The sequence below is a fragment of the Epilithonimonas sp. genome, from assembly GCF_032054305.1.
Taxonomy (GTDB): Bacteria; Bacteroidota; Bacteroidia; order Flavobacteriales; family Weeksellaceae; genus Epilithonimonas.
The window spans coordinates 452063-469459 of record NZ_DAMBSX010000003.1; the positions used below are offsets into that span (position 1 = coordinate 452063).

At 34.6% G+C, this 17397-nt stretch carries 16 protein-coding genes; 4 read left to right on the top strand and 12 right to left on the bottom strand.

The window, feature by feature from the left end:
• Positions 1-159: 159 nt before the first annotated feature.
• From RTX21_RS08910 to aroQ, 3 genes are all read left to right on the top strand, one after another.
• Complete coding sequence (locus RTX21_RS08910; RefSeq protein WP_312766952.1) at positions 160-777, top strand: hypothetical protein; 618 nt, start codon at positions 160-162, stop codon at positions 775-777.
• 3 nt (positions 778-780) lie between these two features.
• A complete protein-coding gene (locus RTX21_RS08915; RefSeq protein ID WP_312766953.1) occupies positions 781-1383 on the top strand; it encodes a hypothetical protein in 603 nt (200 codons plus the stop codon).
• Positions 1384-1468: 85 nt separating this feature from the next.
• Entirely contained in the window at positions 1469-1876 is a 408-nt protein-coding gene (gene aroQ, locus RTX21_RS08920) for a type II 3-dehydroquinate dehydratase (protein WP_312766954.1), read from the top strand.
• A 106-nt stretch (positions 1877-1982) separates the two neighbouring features.
• On the opposite strand, the gene RTX21_RS08925 is transcribed toward aroQ, so the two are convergent.
• The 11 genes from RTX21_RS08925 to RTX21_RS08975 form a co-directional block, all read right to left on the bottom strand.
• Complete coding sequence (locus RTX21_RS08925) at positions 1983-2471, bottom strand: hypothetical protein (RefSeq protein WP_312766955.1); 489 nt, start codon at positions 2469-2471, stop codon at positions 1983-1985.
• Positions 2443-3825 (bottom strand): DUF4173 domain-containing protein, encoded by a 1383-nt coding sequence (locus RTX21_RS08930; protein ID WP_312766957.1) that lies wholly within the window; start codon positions 3823-3825, stop codon positions 2443-2445. Before RTX21_RS08930 ends, RTX21_RS08925 begins: the two co-directional genes overlap by 29 nt.
• Positions 3826-3838: 13 nt before the next feature.
• Positions 3839-4675, bottom strand: a complete 837-nt coding sequence (locus RTX21_RS08935) for a metallophosphoesterase (protein WP_312766959.1) — start codon at positions 4673-4675, stop codon at positions 3839-3841.
• Between the two features lie 378 nt (positions 4676-5053).
• Complete coding sequence (locus RTX21_RS08940) at positions 5054-5344, bottom strand: transcriptional regulator (protein ID WP_312766961.1); 291 nt, start codon at positions 5342-5344, stop codon at positions 5054-5056.
• Positions 5344-5910 carry a hypothetical protein gene (locus RTX21_RS08945; RefSeq protein ID WP_312766962.1) on the bottom strand — a complete coding sequence of 189 codons (567 nt, stop codon included), beginning with the start codon at positions 5908-5910 and terminating at the stop codon, positions 5344-5346. The genes RTX21_RS08940 and RTX21_RS08945 overlap by 1 nt, the downstream gene beginning before the upstream one ends.
• A gap of 20 nt (positions 5911-5930) precedes the next feature.
• Positions 5931-6548, bottom strand: coding sequence for a hypothetical protein (locus RTX21_RS08950; protein ID WP_312766963.1), 618 nt, complete (start codon positions 6546-6548; stop codon positions 5931-5933).
• A 77-nt stretch (positions 6549-6625) separates the two neighbouring features.
• Positions 6626-7048 (bottom strand): hotdog fold thioesterase, encoded by a 423-nt coding sequence (locus RTX21_RS08955; protein WP_312766965.1) that lies wholly within the window; start codon positions 7046-7048, stop codon positions 6626-6628.
• On the bottom strand, positions 7049-7843 hold the full coding sequence (locus RTX21_RS08960; RefSeq protein WP_312766967.1) for an enoyl-CoA hydratase-related protein: 795 nt from the start codon (positions 7841-7843) through the stop codon (positions 7049-7051).
• A 126-nt stretch (positions 7844-7969) separates the two neighbouring features.
• A complete protein-coding gene (locus tag RTX21_RS08965; protein ID WP_312766969.1) occupies positions 7970-10666 on the bottom strand; it encodes a reprolysin-like metallopeptidase in 2697 nt (898 codons plus the stop codon).
• Positions 10667-10875: 209 nt separating this feature from the next.
• On the bottom strand, positions 10876-11823 hold the full coding sequence (locus RTX21_RS08970) for a T9SS type A sorting domain-containing protein (RefSeq protein ID WP_312766970.1): 948 nt from the start codon (positions 11821-11823) through the stop codon (positions 10876-10878).
• A gap of 178 nt (positions 11824-12001) precedes the next feature.
• Positions 12002-13591: a helix-turn-helix domain-containing protein gene (locus tag RTX21_RS08975; protein ID WP_312766971.1), complete on the bottom strand. Its 1590-nt coding sequence runs from the start codon at positions 13589-13591 to the stop codon at positions 12002-12004.
• Positions 13592-13952: 361 nt separating this feature from the next.
• Here RTX21_RS08975 and clpB point away from each other — a divergent pair, with 361 nt between their 5' ends.
• Entirely contained in the window at positions 13953-16544 is a 2592-nt protein-coding gene (gene clpB / locus RTX21_RS08980) for an ATP-dependent chaperone ClpB (protein WP_312766973.1), read from the top strand.
• 93 nt (positions 16545-16637) lie between these two features.
• Here the strand turns inward: clpB and RTX21_RS08985 are convergent, their stop codons facing one another.
• The gene (locus RTX21_RS08985; protein ID WP_312766974.1) at positions 16638-17342 is read right to left on the bottom strand and encodes an FKBP-type peptidyl-prolyl cis-trans isomerase; all 705 of its coding nucleotides are present in this window, start codon (positions 17340-17342) and stop codon (positions 16638-16640) included.
• Positions 17343-17397: the final 55 nt, after the last annotated feature.

Consider the following 17397-nt stretch of genomic DNA (forward strand, 5'->3'; position numbering starts at 1 on the left):
GATTCCCCTACGGGCTACTTAAAATATCTTCAGAATTTCTGGAGGTATTTTTTATTTTATATTGTGGAATCAATTGGGATTAATCTATAAAATCTGCTCGTTTATCTATTTTTATTTTGATTAATTATAGAGATTCTTACCTTTGGCAAAAAAATACATATGTACATTATTATTGCTATCGGCCTGGTCATACTGACTTTATTTCTAATCAATTCAAAATTATTCGATGGACTGCGAAAAAATGAAGCCAGAAGTTTTGAGTTTTTTATCTCTTTGATCTCAACTTTCACAGGTTTCTTTATTGCCTTAAGCCTTAACACAATTTTATCAGACATCAATCAGAAGAAAAATCTGGTCAAGGTTTTGGATGCAACCAACCTTGCTCTTGAAAACAGCGAAATGAAAACCCAGGGAATGTACCTGAACGCTGCAAAAAAAGGCGCTGACATCTCAGAAATTATTCAGTATGCTCCTGTTGAAATTCCAAAATTGTATGGTAATTTGGAAACAAATTCACTTGTAAGTGATTATTTTCTATCTAATGCATTTCAGGCATACATTTTGTGTAACGACAACCTGCAAACTTTTGTGAAAAGTGCCAATGCAACCAATGCGACATCAGAAAAGAAAATCCTGATCCTTGAAAAATATTTAGCTTATCTTAACCTGGCAAAGCAAATCAATACATTAGAAATAAAAAGATTGAACGGAGACATTTCTCAATCCGACGAAGACCAGGAGTTGCAAAAATTGACTCAACAAATAAAGAATAATTAACAAATGAAAAAAACACTTTTAACATTGGCTTTAGCAGGAATTGTTCTAACAGCCAACAGTTGTAAAAAAAATGATGATTCTACAACCAAGATAGATTTCACACAGTCTTATGAAGATGCGGCACTGGCATTATCTACAGCCCAGAAAAACTACGAAGCAGCCTTGGCGACAAACGACCCTGTAAAAATAGAAGCAGCGAAGAAAGAATTGCAAGCCGCTCAGGAAAAATATGTAGAAAGTAAAAATACTTACGTTGCCGAAGGCGGAACTGTAAAACCTGAATATGAAAATTATCTGACAACTTCTACCCAAGCATTAGGTGCAACGGCTTCTGAAGCGATTGGAAATGTTGTGAAAGGTTCTGACAGTATCATCAGCGGAACAGTCGCCAATGCCGTAGAAAACAAAACTAATGAGGTTAAAAGTAAGCTAAATGCTGAAAAAACGAAGATTACAGATGAAACTAAAAAAACGGTAGCAGAAGTAAAAGCTTCTGCCAACAAAACCAAAGAAGATTTCAAAAAATCGGCTGATGAAACTAAAAAATCGGCAAATGAAGAAATCGACAAGGCTAAAAAGAGCCTGAATAATCTTTTAGGAAAATAATTACACTTAATCCTTATACTATATTTCAAAAAATCCCCGGAAATTTCTGAGGATTTTTTACTTTTACATTAATTATTGAAAAGCAATGAAAATCCTCATCATAAATGGTCCAAACCTCAATCTCCTTGGAACTCGTGAACCCGAAATATATGGGTCTGTTTCTATGGAAGATTATTTGAACGATTTGAAAAATGAATTCTCTCCTGACGAAATTGTATTTTATCAGTCCAATATAGAAGGTGAATTGATCAACCGTTTACAGGAAGATGATTTTGAAGCTGTGGTAATTAATCCTGGTGCGTTTACTCATTATTCTTATGCAATTTCGGATTGTCTTAAAAATATCCAAAAACCGAAAGTTGAAGTTCATATCAGCAATATCTACAAGCGTGAAGAATTCCGGAAAAAATCTGTTACCGCGGAAAGTTGTGATGCAGTGATTTCCGGATTTGGAATGAAAGGTTATAGATTGGCAATATTGAGTTTAAAATAAGGTAAAAAAAGTCTTCGACTCCGCTCAGCAGGACATCTCTAATACTAAACTGGATTTTAAGGTTTGTCAGTCTGAGCGCAGTCGAAGACTTTTAATTTGAGTTTCCCTATTCAAGTTTTAGGAAGAACTTGCCGACAGGCGTTCCATCTGCCATATTACTTTTTGCTAGTATCAGCCAATATTCACCTTTCTGTTTCGTATCATATTCAATTGTTTGAGAAAATGGACCATCAAATGTGTTATCCGGCATTCTGATTTGATTGAATCTCAAATTCATCGGCTTTTCAGTCTTCAAGTAACCTTTGATTTTTGGTTGATCGAGATTTTCTAATCTTAAAATCAATTGGTCATTTGGATTGGTGATTTCGAGATTCAGTCGAATCGGCATTTTCGATGCGTCCACAGTTACGATATTTTGATTGGACTCTTTCTCGGTTTTCAAAATAGTCGATAATGAATCAACAGGTTTTTCAATCGTTGTAACAGTATCTATTTTTTGTTCCTTGATTTCTGGTTCCTTTTTACAGGCAATCAGAAATAATGGAATTAAAGTCAGATATTTAAAATTATTCTTTTTCAATTTTAATAAATTCATAATAGAGTATTTTTGAGAGGAAAGTTTCCTTCTGATAAGATCTTATTCTATCCTTGAGTCGATTTTTCATTTCTGTGTTTCCGGTTTCCTCGGCATAATCCAGCAAAATTTGTTCATTATAATTGATGGAAATCAAATGATAATTATCCGCAAAATCTTTTCTTTTGATATTATTGGATGTAATAATTTCACCCCAATTGATATAACTGCAAACCAAAATCAAGCCATAACAAGCCCAAAACATTTTGTTGAAAAGGAAAGCATTGGTCTTCTTTTTCTGGATTTTGATGAATGTGAAAATCAAACCAATCAAAGCCATTGCTAAGAAAGCGTAAACACCCAAACGTTTGTAGGTCAAACCATAATTGATGATATACTCTGAGTTTTTTACGGAAGCTGAGATTACCAAAACCACATTTTGAACAATCCAAATTTTAGCAGAATTTTTCAAAGACTTTGCTTTGTCATCGAAATTAAATCCTTTTTTGAAATAGAATAAAATCACGAGAATCGCCATCACGATTGATATTATCACCGAGTTAACACGTTCGTGCGTTTCTGCGCTCAATCCGTCAGTCGATTTTGTGGCTTCGAAAAACTGTTCATAATTATAAGTTGCAATAAAAACCAAAAGCAGAATATTAAGTGCACAAAAAGAAATCAACCCGCTGGTTCTTTCGGAATCGATATCAAGGAAAGAAAATGTTGGTTTTTGAATTTTAATTAATCCTGAAAAATCGTCATCTAAATATCTGTTTTGTTTGAAGATGAATCTTTCTACTCCAAAATTCCAGAAAATAAAACCAATGTAAAATCCGATAATGGCTAAAACGATAAAAGTCAAAGGTTGGAACTCTAATTCAGAATCTCTGAACAGATTCGCGAAATGGTCACTTCCAAAAGCATAAATGAAAAAGAAAATCGTGATAAAAAACGCAGGAATAAGAATAATAGCAATGAGTTTTTTGGCAAAGCTTCTCTCCTTGGATTTCTCGTACCATTGCTCTATGTTGAAAACTCTTCCCAAGAATGTGAAGAGATTCAACAATAGAACTTCAATATATAGAAATGGTTTTAGTTTCGGGTAAGTTCCTTTGAACCTCAGCAAAAATACAGAGACAAAAACAGCGACAAACGAAATTGCATCGCCAAACCAAGCAAATGCTAAAGACGAAAAAATAGAGGTTACAAAAAGAGTAAGAAAGGTTCGGCTTCTGAATTCTGTTTTAGTTTGAGTGTAAGTCAGAATACTCAGGAAAATCCCAAGAATTCCTAGATTGAGCGCAATATATTCTTTATAAAAGAGAATGATTACGGCGAAAACTGTGATGAAAATTAAATGATGTTTTTTCATAATTATGATTTTTTTAAATTGATTTAAGTGTAAATAATGTAATCTCTGGTCTACAGTTGAACCTGACTTGATAAGAATGTCCCAAAGCACGATTGATGTAAAGCATTCGTCCGTCTTCCAAATCGATGATTCCAGAAGTATATTTTCTATTTTTGACAGGGAGAATCAAAGGTGGGAGAAATGGAGGTTTCGCTTGTCCGCCGTGTGTATGTCCCGATAGAATCCAACCTTGATAATTGTTCCAGACATCCAAATCACAGACATCGGGATTATGGCAAAGAACGAGATTAGCTTCATCTGGATTAATAGTTTTTGTTAAATTTTCGGGATGAAAATTGGTGCCCCATAATTCTTCGAAACCGTAGATATTAAGTCCCGACAAATTCACTTTTTCATCCCGAAGAATTTGAATTTTGGAATCTGTCAGAATTTTCGAAACCTCATCTGCAACATACTCTTCTCTCCATTCTGCACCGTAATCGTGATTACCTAGAATTGCCGTTGTTCCGAGAGTTCCGTAAACGGTTTCTTTCATTACAGTTTTCATTTGTTCAAATTGTTCAGGATTATTTTCCCAACAAACGAAATCGCCAGTATAAACCACAAAATCTGGTTTGTAAGTTTTGGCTTCTTTGAAGGAATCAATTAAGTAATTCCAATCGAAACGATTACCAACGTGCAAATCCGAAATCTGCATCAGGACTTTGTTATGAAGATTTGAAGGAAGATTTTTGATTGGTAAATCTTGTTTTACAAACTCCAGCCAAAATGGTTCTATTTGCCAGCTGTAGAATAATGATAAACCTGCAGTTGCGAGTAATGATTTTTTAATGAATGATTTTCTGGTCATATTCTGCTTTGAATTTCAAAGTTTAAGCTTAAATTTTTTATATATTAACTCCTACGATTAAACAAAATAGAGCAATTGGAATATTAATTAATAATAGTGCAGCAGAATCGAAACACTCTTTTGAGCGTTCTTCATAAATTAATCCGCAAATAATAAAGAAGAAAAAGAAGTAAAGATTGATTAAGAACATTAATATCAAAAAAAGAAATCCAAATTCTATAAAGAAATTTTCCCTAGTAACAATAAACAGTAATAATGTCCCAATTCCAATAATCAAAGAGAACCAGAATAATCTTTTTGATACTTTTATAAATTTAAAATTTTTCATAACATAAAGTTCTTTGAATTACAAAGTCAATTTTCAAAAAAAATCGGGAGTTATTTTCCCAATAATTTTTCCAAGTTATTGATGTGTTCTGTGAAAGCATCTCTTCCTTTTTGCGTCACTCGGTAAGAAGTTTTCGGTTTCTTGCCTACGAATTCTTTTTTGATTTCGATGTATTCTGCTTTTTCTAGCGCAGAGCTGTGACTGGCGAGATTGCCGTCGGTGGCGCTGAGCAGGTTTTTCATTTCGGTAAAATCAACCCAGTCGTTGACCATCAGAACGGACATAATGCCCAATCTTACACGGCTTTCGAATTCTTTGTTGAGTTGATTGATGTTTAGCATTAGTCTTCTATTCTTTTTATAATTACAGTATCAGAATCAAGTTTTAAACTTATTGTAATCGAAACTGGAACAAAACCATCTTTCTTATAATAATATTCTTTTATAAATTCATCTTCAATTAAATAATTCCAGGTTATTTTTCTTTCTATTCCTTCACCAGAAAAAGATATTTTATTGAATAAAGTACTAACAGCGCTTTTCAAAATTTTAAAATTACTAGAGTTTTTAATATTATTAATAATTTGGTTTTTGTCCTTTTCAGAAACTTTAAGATAAGTGGTTTGAGAATATTCTGGCATTCCTACAATTTTATTAGAAATTATCTCAAAATCATCTTGTAATAAAATATTTACCTGCTGTAAATCTCCTTTTGCATCAGATTTAAAATAAAGCTTACTTTCAAAAGCAATCAAAAATACAGGAACTAAAACAATCATTGCTAAAAATATAGAAACAAAAATCCCTGTTTTTAATTGTCCTCTCTTTTTAAAAATAAAAAATGAGGCTAAGGAACATATGAGTATAAATATACATAGTAGCATCAAATAAATAACTCCAATCCCCATTGTTACTTTGTTTTTGACAGTTAATCGTATTTCCTATACATCAAAATCCCATAAAAAATATGCAAAAATCCAAATCCGATTGCCCAGAATATTAACCCCCATCCTAGCCAAAATAAAGCTATTATTCCCAAAATCACTTCGCAAATACCAAGATATTTGACATCGCTTAATGTATATCTTTCAGCATTGATCAAGGCTAATCCATAAAAAATAAGCATTGACGGCGCAATTAAAGGAAAATAATGATGATACCAAAGTGCAATACAAAATATTCCGCCTGTAGCTAATGGAATTGCAAAATTGAACAATAATTTTTTCGTAATAGAATCCCAAACTTTTATGTTCTTCTTTTTACTCTTTCTGGCAGTGAAAATATAACCACTAGAAATTGCCAAAACTAAAATTACCAAAGCGACAAAAAATAATTCCTGAGCTAAAGCTGGCGTATAGATGTTTCTTTCTCCGTCAAAATAATCGATTCCCTCTCTCCGGAAAATAAAATAAACGTAAACAGAGCCGAGTAATGCGACAATCCCCGCAATAACACCGGACAAACCGCTAAATGAAATAAATCTTGAACTACGCTCCATCATTTGACGGATATGTGCTAACTCTTCCTGATAATTTTTCGATTCCATAAAAAGAACTTTGAATTACAAAGTTATAATTTATTTTAAAACTCCAAAATAAATTTTGAAGTTTTTGATATTTTATTTCATAATATTTTCAATTCTGTCACTTTCTTTCCAATTTTATAAACTGTTCCTCGGAAACCTGCAATAACCTCATCATTTTGATTTTTAATTGTGATATCGTAAATGGCTGTTTTGCGAGTGTCATTCAGAAGAATGCTTTCTGCCGTCAGAACATCACCGTTTTTTGCAGCTTTTGTGAAATTGATATAACAGTTGAGTGCAACCGCTGCTTCGCCGGAATTATTAGATGAAAAGGCTAAAGCCGAATCGGCAAAGGCAAACGTTACACCGCCGTGAACAGTTCCTAATCCATTAATCATTTCGGGTTTGATAAGCATTTTGATGAGACAATAATTATGTTTAATGTCTATCAATTCAATTCCGAGCCATTGAGAAAACAGATCTTTCTCGAACATGTATTCTACCGTTTCCCTTGCGTTCATTTACTTTCCTTTATAATTTGGCAAACGTTTTTCGATGAAAGCAGCAACGCCTTCTTTGAAATCCTCTGTTTCTGCAGCATCTTGCTGAATGATTGACTCGTAGTCCAACTGTTCTCTCAAAGTAAAATCATAAGATTTATTGAAAGCTTTTTTTGTTAAATATAATGCAGTCGTTGCAGAATGAGAAAGCTGAGTCAAAACTTCCATCGATTTTTCTACAAATTCTGAATCGGCAAAAACATCAGCAGCCAAACCAATTTTCTTGGCTTCCAAAGCTGGTACTTTTTTCCCAGTAAACGTGAGATAACTTGCCAATTGCCTTCCAACTAACTTCGGTAAATAATAAGTTCCCGCAGTATCCGGAATCAAACCAATATTGGCAAATGCGAAAGAAAAATATGAACTTTCTGTAGCCAAAGTAAAATCACAGATCGAAGCCAACATTGCACCTGCTCCGACTGCTGGGCCATTAACCAATGCAATCACAGGTTTTCTACATTTTATGATTTCTACAACCAAAGGATTGTAATATTCTATCACAAATCTCTGGATGGTTCTGTCATCTTCGTTAAAGCCCAAAGCCTCTTTCAGGTTTTGACCAGCACAAAAGGCTTTACCTTTTCCTGCAATCGCAACACATCTCACATTTTCGTCTTCGCTGAATTTACGAATAGCATTCCGCAATTCCTGTAACATAACTTGGGTAAGACTATTGTAACTTTCAGGTTGATTCAAGTAAATCAATTGTAATTTTCCATCGAATTGGGCATCTATTTCTATTTGTGTATAATTCATTTTCACATAATTATTGTTAATCGCAATTTAATATAATTTATTGAAATCATATGGAAAAGTCTTATTCTAAAAATAACGAAAGCCGACCATTACTGATCGACTTTCAGATTTATAAATAATTCTAGATTATTTGATTATTAGTTTCTGAGTATAATTTGCTTTTGGAGAAGTAACTTTTAACAAGTAAACACCTTTTGTCAAATTAACATTGAACTCATTCGTAGATTCACCAGTCAAAACATTGAAGCCTGATGTGTGAACTACTCTACCATTCATATCATAGATAGCCACTTTCGCATTTCCTCCAAGATCCTTGGATTTGATAAAGAAGTTTCCGTTTGAAGGATTTGGATAAACTTTGATATTATTAGAGTTGAAAGCACTTTCATTCACCGCAAGAACCTCAGCATCTCTTGTACAAAGCTCCAACGTCCAAGAATTGATTTTTCCGGTAAGGTTTCTAACGTTGTCAGAAGCGAACAAATTCCAAACTCCTTTGGTATCATTCCCTTTGAAAATTGCCAAGGACTCATCTGGCTTTACAGTTCCACTAATTGGAGATGCGCAGACGTAGGCAGAACCCTCATCACTGAATGTAGCATTAATTCCAGAACTTGTACATTTTCTGTTCCACAACCAAGCTGTTTGTCCCAACGGACCTTCTATTCCTACAACAATCTGGCTGGTTCTAGGATGTTCAACAACAGGAGTTACTTTTATTTTTGTAATTACTCCACTTTCCCCAACATTAATTGGAACTAATACTTGAGGTGAAGAAATAGGACCGCTTGTCGATCCTGTACCATCATTGATATCTACTGCCGGACCTGAATAAGAATATGTATTACAAACCTCTCCATTTACAGAATAATCTACCACAAAACTTGGACTTAATGCAAAATAAATATTATTAATAGCTTCTACCATGATGTAAGCATTAGAAGCTTGTGAACCTGTAGGAAGTGTTACTACTTCTTCTCCATCATTAGGCGTATTAGCCGCTAGAGTAGTGAAAGTAACTCCGCCATCTGTTGACAATTTGATATTGACACTCGTTGTACTTATTGGAGCAGCATTAGTATTAGCTACATTCCATTTTACAGTATAAGCAGTATTAGAAGTAAGACTTTCTCCAAAAACCGGAGCAGTAACTACAAATGGTCCAGCTGCAGCACTCACTGTAATTTTCATCGCATCAGTCTGTGTCTGTGCTCCTGCTGCTGAATTATCTCTTGCAGTCAATGTAAAATCCAGAGTTCTAGCTACACTAGATAATGCCTCCCAACGTGTTGCATAAACTCCTGCTAAAATCTTACCATATTCTGGAAAATATCTAACTGGTTCAGATTTAGGCGGAAACATTTTGAAATTAGGTCCTCCTGCTTTTGTAGGTGAAGCATAAGAACCGGAAGTAAATTGTGCTGCTGCCGTGGCAGAGTTATTTTGCTCCCAAACATAGGTCATTGTATCATTTTCAGCATCGGTCACAGTTCCTTTCAATACAAATGGAGTACTGATTGGAATGGTATAGTCCAATCCTGCATCTACAACCGGAGGCGTATTTGTAATTGGAGTATTGACAGCACAAGCCTTGTTTGCCAAGTTATTCTGGATCTGAAGAATATTTCTGTAAGTAAAGAAATCATTGGAGTTGAATTGTGTATCATAAGCACCGGTAATACCCGTGTAAGCCATGATTGTATTACCACTTCCTAATTCTACCTGCACACCGGAACCCTCTGACCCACTATATGTATGTGTATGATTAGCTCCCACCTGATGTCCCATCTCGTGAGCTACATAATCTATATCAAAAATATCACTCACTGGAATATAGTGCGATGTGAAAGCAGAACCTTTGTGAGTCGTACTCGTAGTCCCATTCCCACAGATACATCCGATACATCCTGCACTTCCATTAGGACCAGCATAAACTAATACATGTCCGATATCATAATTATTGATACCTATTTGAGCATTAAGCGCAGCTCTTACCTCATTGTTCCAAGAACCCGTATAAGGATCAGATGCTGGATCAAGATAGATAACAGATAAGATATCAACCATATTAAAATGTACCGCTAAGTCCTTCTCATACAAAGCATTCACTCTAGTAACGGTGTTATTGATAGCAGCTAGAACAACAGCTTTTTTCTCAGCATCAGTAGCAGATTCGGCGCCCGCTCTTGCTATGTGATATTGAGAATATTCCGCTTGTGCAGACATCGCCAATTTAAAAGTCTTGAACACTTGGTTGCTAGATCTATTAGTAGTATTAGTACTTAACAATTCCGCATTTTGTTCTCCGATTTCATCCATTGTAGAACAAACAAAAGTATCTTTCTCATCCAATAATCTAGAAGAAGATTCATATGCCGCATACACATCTGCTCCTTCTACATAAGGTTCAATAAAATTGGAACCACCACTTTTCAATACCGTAGAAGACAATCCCAAATCAGAAATACTGAATCTCAAATACGCTGTAGGATCCGTAATCCCAATTCCCATATAAGATTTGATATTAGGAAATTTTTCTTGAAATTCTGGAGTAAAATTAGAATATTCCCAAACCTGGAACTTCTGCAGCTCTCCTTTTTCATTTGGCATCAAGACCTCTACACCTTTCTTTCCTGAAAATTGTTGCGGTGCATTTTGCAACTTTAATTTCAACAAATCCTTATTCAAAGAGAATAATTGTTTCTCTTTAAGATTTGAGAACTCTTCTTTCACTTTTTTGTTTGTCGTATTACTAACCCTCGACCATTGAGCAAGACCCAACATCGGTAACGCCAATGCTGACAATAATAGATATTTCTTCATATTAAATTATTTCTCGCAAATTACGAATTTATAACGAAAACAAGCAACAATCACTCAAAAATAATCAGAAAAACTCTTAAATAAATCTCATAATTTAAATTACATAAACAATAGATCAGGAATTCAATAATTAGGCAACAACCTATTAAAATAAGAAGCCAAGAAAAAACTTCTGGCTTCCTAAAGCTAAAATAACTTAAAATATGAATTTACTTTTTAATCAACTTATTAGTAAATGTATTTCCGTTAGCTGTTTTAGTTTGAACAACATAAACGCCACTTTTCAGGTTACTTACATTAATTTTAGATTCATTGGGATTAATTGTTTTCACAAGACTTCCATTTGCTGAATAGATATTGGTTGAAACGATTTTAGTTCCACTTAAACCTTTGAATTCGAAATAATCCTGAGCTGGATTTGGATAAATTCCCACTTTAGAATTGAAATCAGCATCGGAAACATTAAGAATATCACATTCGGCTTGCAGTTCATACAAACATTCCTGATTAAGAAGCTGAAACCAATCAAAATTATTGCTTCCCATCGCCAGGCTTTCGCCAACCACGCCTTCACCAGTTTCGTAATGAGCAGTTGTTGCCCAAGCATTGGCGTCAGATTTTGTACTCATCCAGATTCTGCCATCAGACATTGTTCCGTTTAGTAGAATTGGATTAGCCAATTTCACTTTCACTTTTCTAACTACAAACTCGTGCAAAGGTTCGTATCCAACTTCTTCAAAAGAATCGATTGTAGTGTCCGTAATTTGTAAAATCTGCTGATTCGGGATATTTCTTCTTGGATCTTCTGGATCTTCTGGCGTAGAAAGAATATTATCGTAAAAGATGAAGTTCACAAAAGTTGGCGGAAGCTTACTCGCCAACGTCACAACAATACTGTTGATTTTAATTGTTTGATTCGCTTCGAGCGGAATATCAACAGCTGCTTTTTGTCCGCCATTTCCAATAATGAAAACGCCATTTTGCTCATCGGTATCGTTAATAACAACCGTATTACAAGTTTCTGCTTTTGCTGAAGGTTTTGATTGAACTTCTATAGTTCCTGATAGAGATCGGGAAACAGAATTTCCATAACCTAAATTTTGCGAAAAGGTCAAAACCGAACCCAATGCCGATAAAAAAAATACAATTTTCTTCATAATTAATTTTTTAAGATTTTTTAAAATACATTGAAATAATCACATCAATCAGAAAAATATTTTATCTCATTGATGAAGTAAATATATATACTTTAAGAATCAAAAAATAGCGTTACACTTTAGAAATATCATATTTAAAAACATAAAAATTAGTATTAAATCACTGATAAATAAAAGATTAAACATTCCTATGTTTCTTTTCCGCTTCTCTCAAAAAAACCGAAGGAGAAATACCGGTTACGCTTTTGAAAATTGTTGTGAACGAACTATGAGATGAAAAACCAGCTTCTTCCGCCAGATAACTTATTTTATAATTGAGAAATTCCGGACGCTCGTTGATTTGTTTGCAGATATAATTGATGCGAAGTTCATTCAGATATTGATTGAAATTTTTCTCCTTATGTTTTTTTATCGTTTCCGAAAGATAGGTCGGATTGGTTTTGAACATCACCGCCAGGCTTGCAACCGTTAATTTAGAATTGGTAAATTTCGCCGACTCTTCAAACTTATCTAATTTTTCTAAAATATTGGATTCGGCAGAACTTGGAATCGAGAAAGATGGTTTTTCTTTTCCCTCAATTTCCGGTTGAATAATTTCTTTCGATTCCGGAGTTTCTTTTACTTCTTGTTTCTCAAGATTGGCGATGAAGTTTTGATAAAGAATTTTCTCTTTCTTTCTTTTATGATTGATATAAAAAATACTCATTCCTCCAATCAAAACCAGTAAACCACAACCAATAATCAAAAAATTGTTGTGATTTTCTTTATCGGAAATTTTCTCCAAAAGATTTTTTTGTTCCTCGGAAACTGCTGTATTAATCGCCTTGAGATTATTTTCTTTGACATCTGGTTCCAACGCCAAAAGCTTTTCAGAATACTCAATATATTTATCGTGGATATTCAAAGCTTTGTAAGAAGCAATGAGCTTTTTGTACATATCGGCTTTTAACCGATTATCTTTGAAGGCATCTTCTTTCAGGACAGTTTCCAAAGAATTTATCGCCCTTTGATGCTCATTTTTAGCAGCATAAACTTTAGCTAAATTGTTATAAATAAAATATTTGAACTCTTTATTTTCATTATCCCGAATCGCCAAAGCTTTATTCAGAAAATATTGCGCAGAGTCATTTTGCTTCAGATAAGCATAAGAAACGCCCATATTATAAAATGCCCGTCGGTACTGGAAAATATCTTTTTTGTTGAACGTTCCATTCCTTTGTAAAAACTTAAGTGCTTGCTGATAATCTTTTTTGGCATCAATAAAATTTTCATTATCTGCTTTTAGATTTCCATACTCTATAAATAGGCGAGCTGTGAGATAATTCTTCTCATAACCATTCGGAAATTTATCCAATTCCTGTTTAGACAAATCAAGGTAAGGTTTTATTTTTTCCGGAAAGTTTAGAAACGAATATTGATTCGCAATCGAGCCGTAGATTTTTGCTTTAAGCTTTGTATTGTCTAATTTTTCAGCAATTTCTTTAGCTTTAAAAAGCATTTCGGTTGACTTTGCAAAATCTGGTTTTTTGATTTTCAGATAAGCGTCAGCCATTTTCATCCGTACTTCATATTTCTCTTCGTCAGAAATTGGTTGTTCCAGTTTTTTAAGACTTTGTTCGATGATTTGCTCAGGCGAAATTTTGCTTTTATCCAAAGTCTCGGAGCCAGGCAAGTCCTCCTGATTTTGTTTTTGACCAAAACAAAATGAAATTGTAAAAACAGTAAAGAAAATTAAGACGAGACGATTCAAGGTCAGATTTTTATTCACTCAAATTTATAAATAAAAAACGCTAATTAAAATAATGATGAATTTGTTTTCAAAAACATTTTGCAAATTGACAATAATTTTTCATCTAAATTTTAAACTTTCGGAAATTTTGTCTTTTTAAAATCATTCAAAATTCAATAATTCGGAAATTTTGTCTTCAATTTTTAAAAATTCAATAATAGAATACTTTTTGTGATTAGCAATTCGAATTAAATGATTGATGAAGCATTAAGATTAGAATTAGCAACTTTAGTCTTAATGTTTTTATAAGAAAAATCATAGTTTCAAAATCTACAATTGAATAGAATTTGATGCAACATTAAATCAATTATCATTTATTAACCATCAATTATAAAAAGATATGAATCTAAATCAATATACCGTAAAATCACAGGAAGCCATCCAGGCAGCACAACAAGTGGCAATGGAATTTGGCAACCAGCAAATAGAACCTCAACATTTACTGGAAGGAATTTTTCAGGTAGATGAAAATATATCGCCTTTCTTATTAAAAAAATCTGAAGCAGATGCCACTTTGGTAAGAGAACGCAACCGAGAAAATTTAGAAAAGCTTCCAAAAGTTCAGGGAGGTAATATTTATCTTTCGCAATCAGCGAACAAAGTTTTGCTTGATGCCCCCAACATCGCTAAAAAAATGGGCGATGAATTTGTAACGATTGAACATCTTTGGCTTTCATTGTTAGAAACCAGTTCAGAAGTTTCGAAAATGCTGAAAGGCATGGGCGTTACCAAAAACCTTTTGGAAGGCGGAATTAAAGAACTAAGAAAAGGAAGCAAAGCAACTTCTGCAAGTTCAGAGGAAACCTATCAATCCTTAAATAAATATGCTAAAAACTTCAACGAATTAGCTGCGGAAGGGAAACTTGACCCGGTGATCGGTCGTGATGAAGAAATCCGAAGAGTTTTACAAATTCTTTCGAGGAGAACAAAAAATAATCCGATTCTGATCGGTGAGCCGGGCGTTGGTAAAACTGCCATCGCAGAAGGCATTGCACACAGAATAATCAACGGTGATGTTCCTGAAAATTTGCAGGATAAAACGTTATACTCATTAGATATGGGAGCTTTGATCGCCGGCGCAAAATACAAAGGTGAATTTGAAGAACGTCTGAAATCTGTGGTGAATGAAGTCATTAAATCCGACGGACAAATTATTCTTTTCATCGACGAAATCCACACTTTGGTAGGAGCGGGAGGCGGTGAAGGCGCAATGGATGCCGCAAATATTTTAAAACCAGCTTTGGCTAGAGGTGAATTAAGAGCCATCGGTGCAACGACTTTAAACGAATATCAAAAATATTTTGAAAAAGATAAAGCGTTAGAAAGACGTTTTCAGAAAGTAATGGTGGAAGAACCGGATATGGAATCGGCAATTTCCATTCTCCGAGGAATTAAAGATAAATATGAAGCGCATCACAAAGTAAGAATCAAAGATGAAGCGATTATTGCGGCGGTAGAAATGTCTCAACGATATATTTCGGACCGATTCTTACCGGATAAAGCGATTGATTTGATTGATGAAGCTTCTGCAAAATTAAGAATGGAAATCAATTCAAAACCGGAAGAGCTGGATGTTCTCGATAGACGATTAATGCAGTTAGAGATTGAATTGGCGGCCATTTCACGGGAAGGAAATCAGACGAAAATCGACCATTTAAAAGAAGATATTTCGAAAATTTCAGAGCAAAGGAATGAAATCAATGCAAAATGGCTGAAAGAAAAACAAAAATCTGAGGATTTGACCCAGATTAAAAAAGATATAGAAGCTTTGAAGCTGGAAGCAGAAAGAGCTTCTAGAGCAGGAGATTATGCCAAAGTTGCTGAAATTCAGTACGGGAAGATCAAGGAAAAAGAAGATGCTTTGCAGAAACTTGAACTGGAGATGCAAAACCATCAGAATGAATTGATTAAGGAAGAAGTGACTTCTGAAAATATTTCTGAGGTCATTGCAAAATGGACCGGAATTCCTGTAACAAAACTCCTTCAGTCGGAGAGAGAAAAATTATTGCATCTTGAAACTGAACTTCATCATAGAGTTGTGGGTCAGGAAGAAGCGATTGAAGCTGTTGCTAACGCCATCAGAAGAAACAGAGCCGGATTGAGCGACGATAAAAAACCAATCGGTTCGTTCTTATTTTTAGGAACAACCGGAGTCGGAAAAACCGAGTTGGCAAAGGCTTTAGCCGAGTTTTTATTCGACGATGAAAACAATATGACGAGAATTGATATGAGTGAATACCAGGAGCGTCATTCGGTATCGAGATTGGTGGGTGCGCCTCCGGGATATGTGGGTTATGATGAAGGCGGACAATTGACCGAAGCCGTGAGAAGAAGACCTTATTCCGTGGTGCTTTTGGATGAAATTGAAAAAGCGCATCCTGATGTTTTCAACACTTTATTGCAGGTTTTGGATGACGGAAGATTGACGGATAACAAAGGTCGAGTGGTGAATTTCAAAAACTCGATAATCATTATGACTTCGAATTTGGGCTCGCACATCATTCAGGAGAATTTTGAAAATATTACAGAAGAGAATCAAGACGAAATTGTGGACAAGACCAAAATTGAAGTTTTCGATTTATTAAAACAAACGCTTCGTCCGGAATTTTTGAACAGGATTGATGAAACCGTGTTATTCCAGCCTTTAAGAAAAAAGGAAATCGGAAAAATCGTTCAGTATCAATTGAGAGGTTTTAATGATATGCTGGCAAAACGCAATATTATCATGACCGCAACTCAGGATGCACTGAATTATCTAACCAATAAAGGTTACGATCCGGTTTTCGGAGCAAGACCTCTGAAAAGGGTGATTCAGCAGGAAGTTTTGAATAAATTATCCAAAGAAATTCTCGCAGGAAACGTGAATGACGGGGACAGAATTACCTTAGATTATTTCGAGGAGACAGGTTTGGTATTCAGACCGGTGGAATAAGAGTTAAATTTTCTTCATATTAAATACTATTTTAAATAGGAAAACCTCAGCTAAAATGGCTGAGGTTTTTAATTTTTGTCGAATTAACTGATTTTATTTTATATTCACCAATTCCACATCAAATATAATGGTAGCACCTCCCGGAATCGCACCTCCAGCTCCCTGATCTCCATAAGCTAAATCTGAAGGAATATAAAATCTGTATTTAGAACCTTTGCTCATCAGTTGGATACCTTCTGTCCAACCTTTGATTACGCCGCCTAGATTGATATCCGCTGGCATACCCCCATTTTTGTCAGTAGAATCGAAAACGGTTCCGTCCAGTAATTTACCTGTATATTTTACCTGTACAACATCTGATGCTTTTGGTTTTGTTTTACCATCACCCTCTTGTAAAACCTCGTACTGTAAGCCAGAAGCAGTAGTTTTAACTTTTGGGTTACTTTTATTTTTGGCAAGAAACTCTAGACCTTTTTTCTTATTTTCATTGGCCTTTGCTCCTGCTTCAGATTGTTTTTTTTCATGCTGCTTCTGCATGAAACCTTGCATAAAAGTATTCATTTCTTCAGCCGGCATCAGCTTTTTTGTCCCATCCATCTCTTCTTTGATTGCCTGGGCCAAAAGGTCCGCATCTACTTTGAAACCTTCTTGTTTCAGATTCTGGGCAATGTTTAAACCTATGTAATAAGAAGCTTTTTGGTCATCAGTATATTTGCTATCAGCTTGTTTATCATTTTTCTGAGCACATGAAATACTAAATATTGCTACGCAAAATAATGTGATGGTCTGTCTTTTCATTTTATAATTTTGTTTATAATTAATGATTAAAATAATCGAGTGCAAAGCTATCATT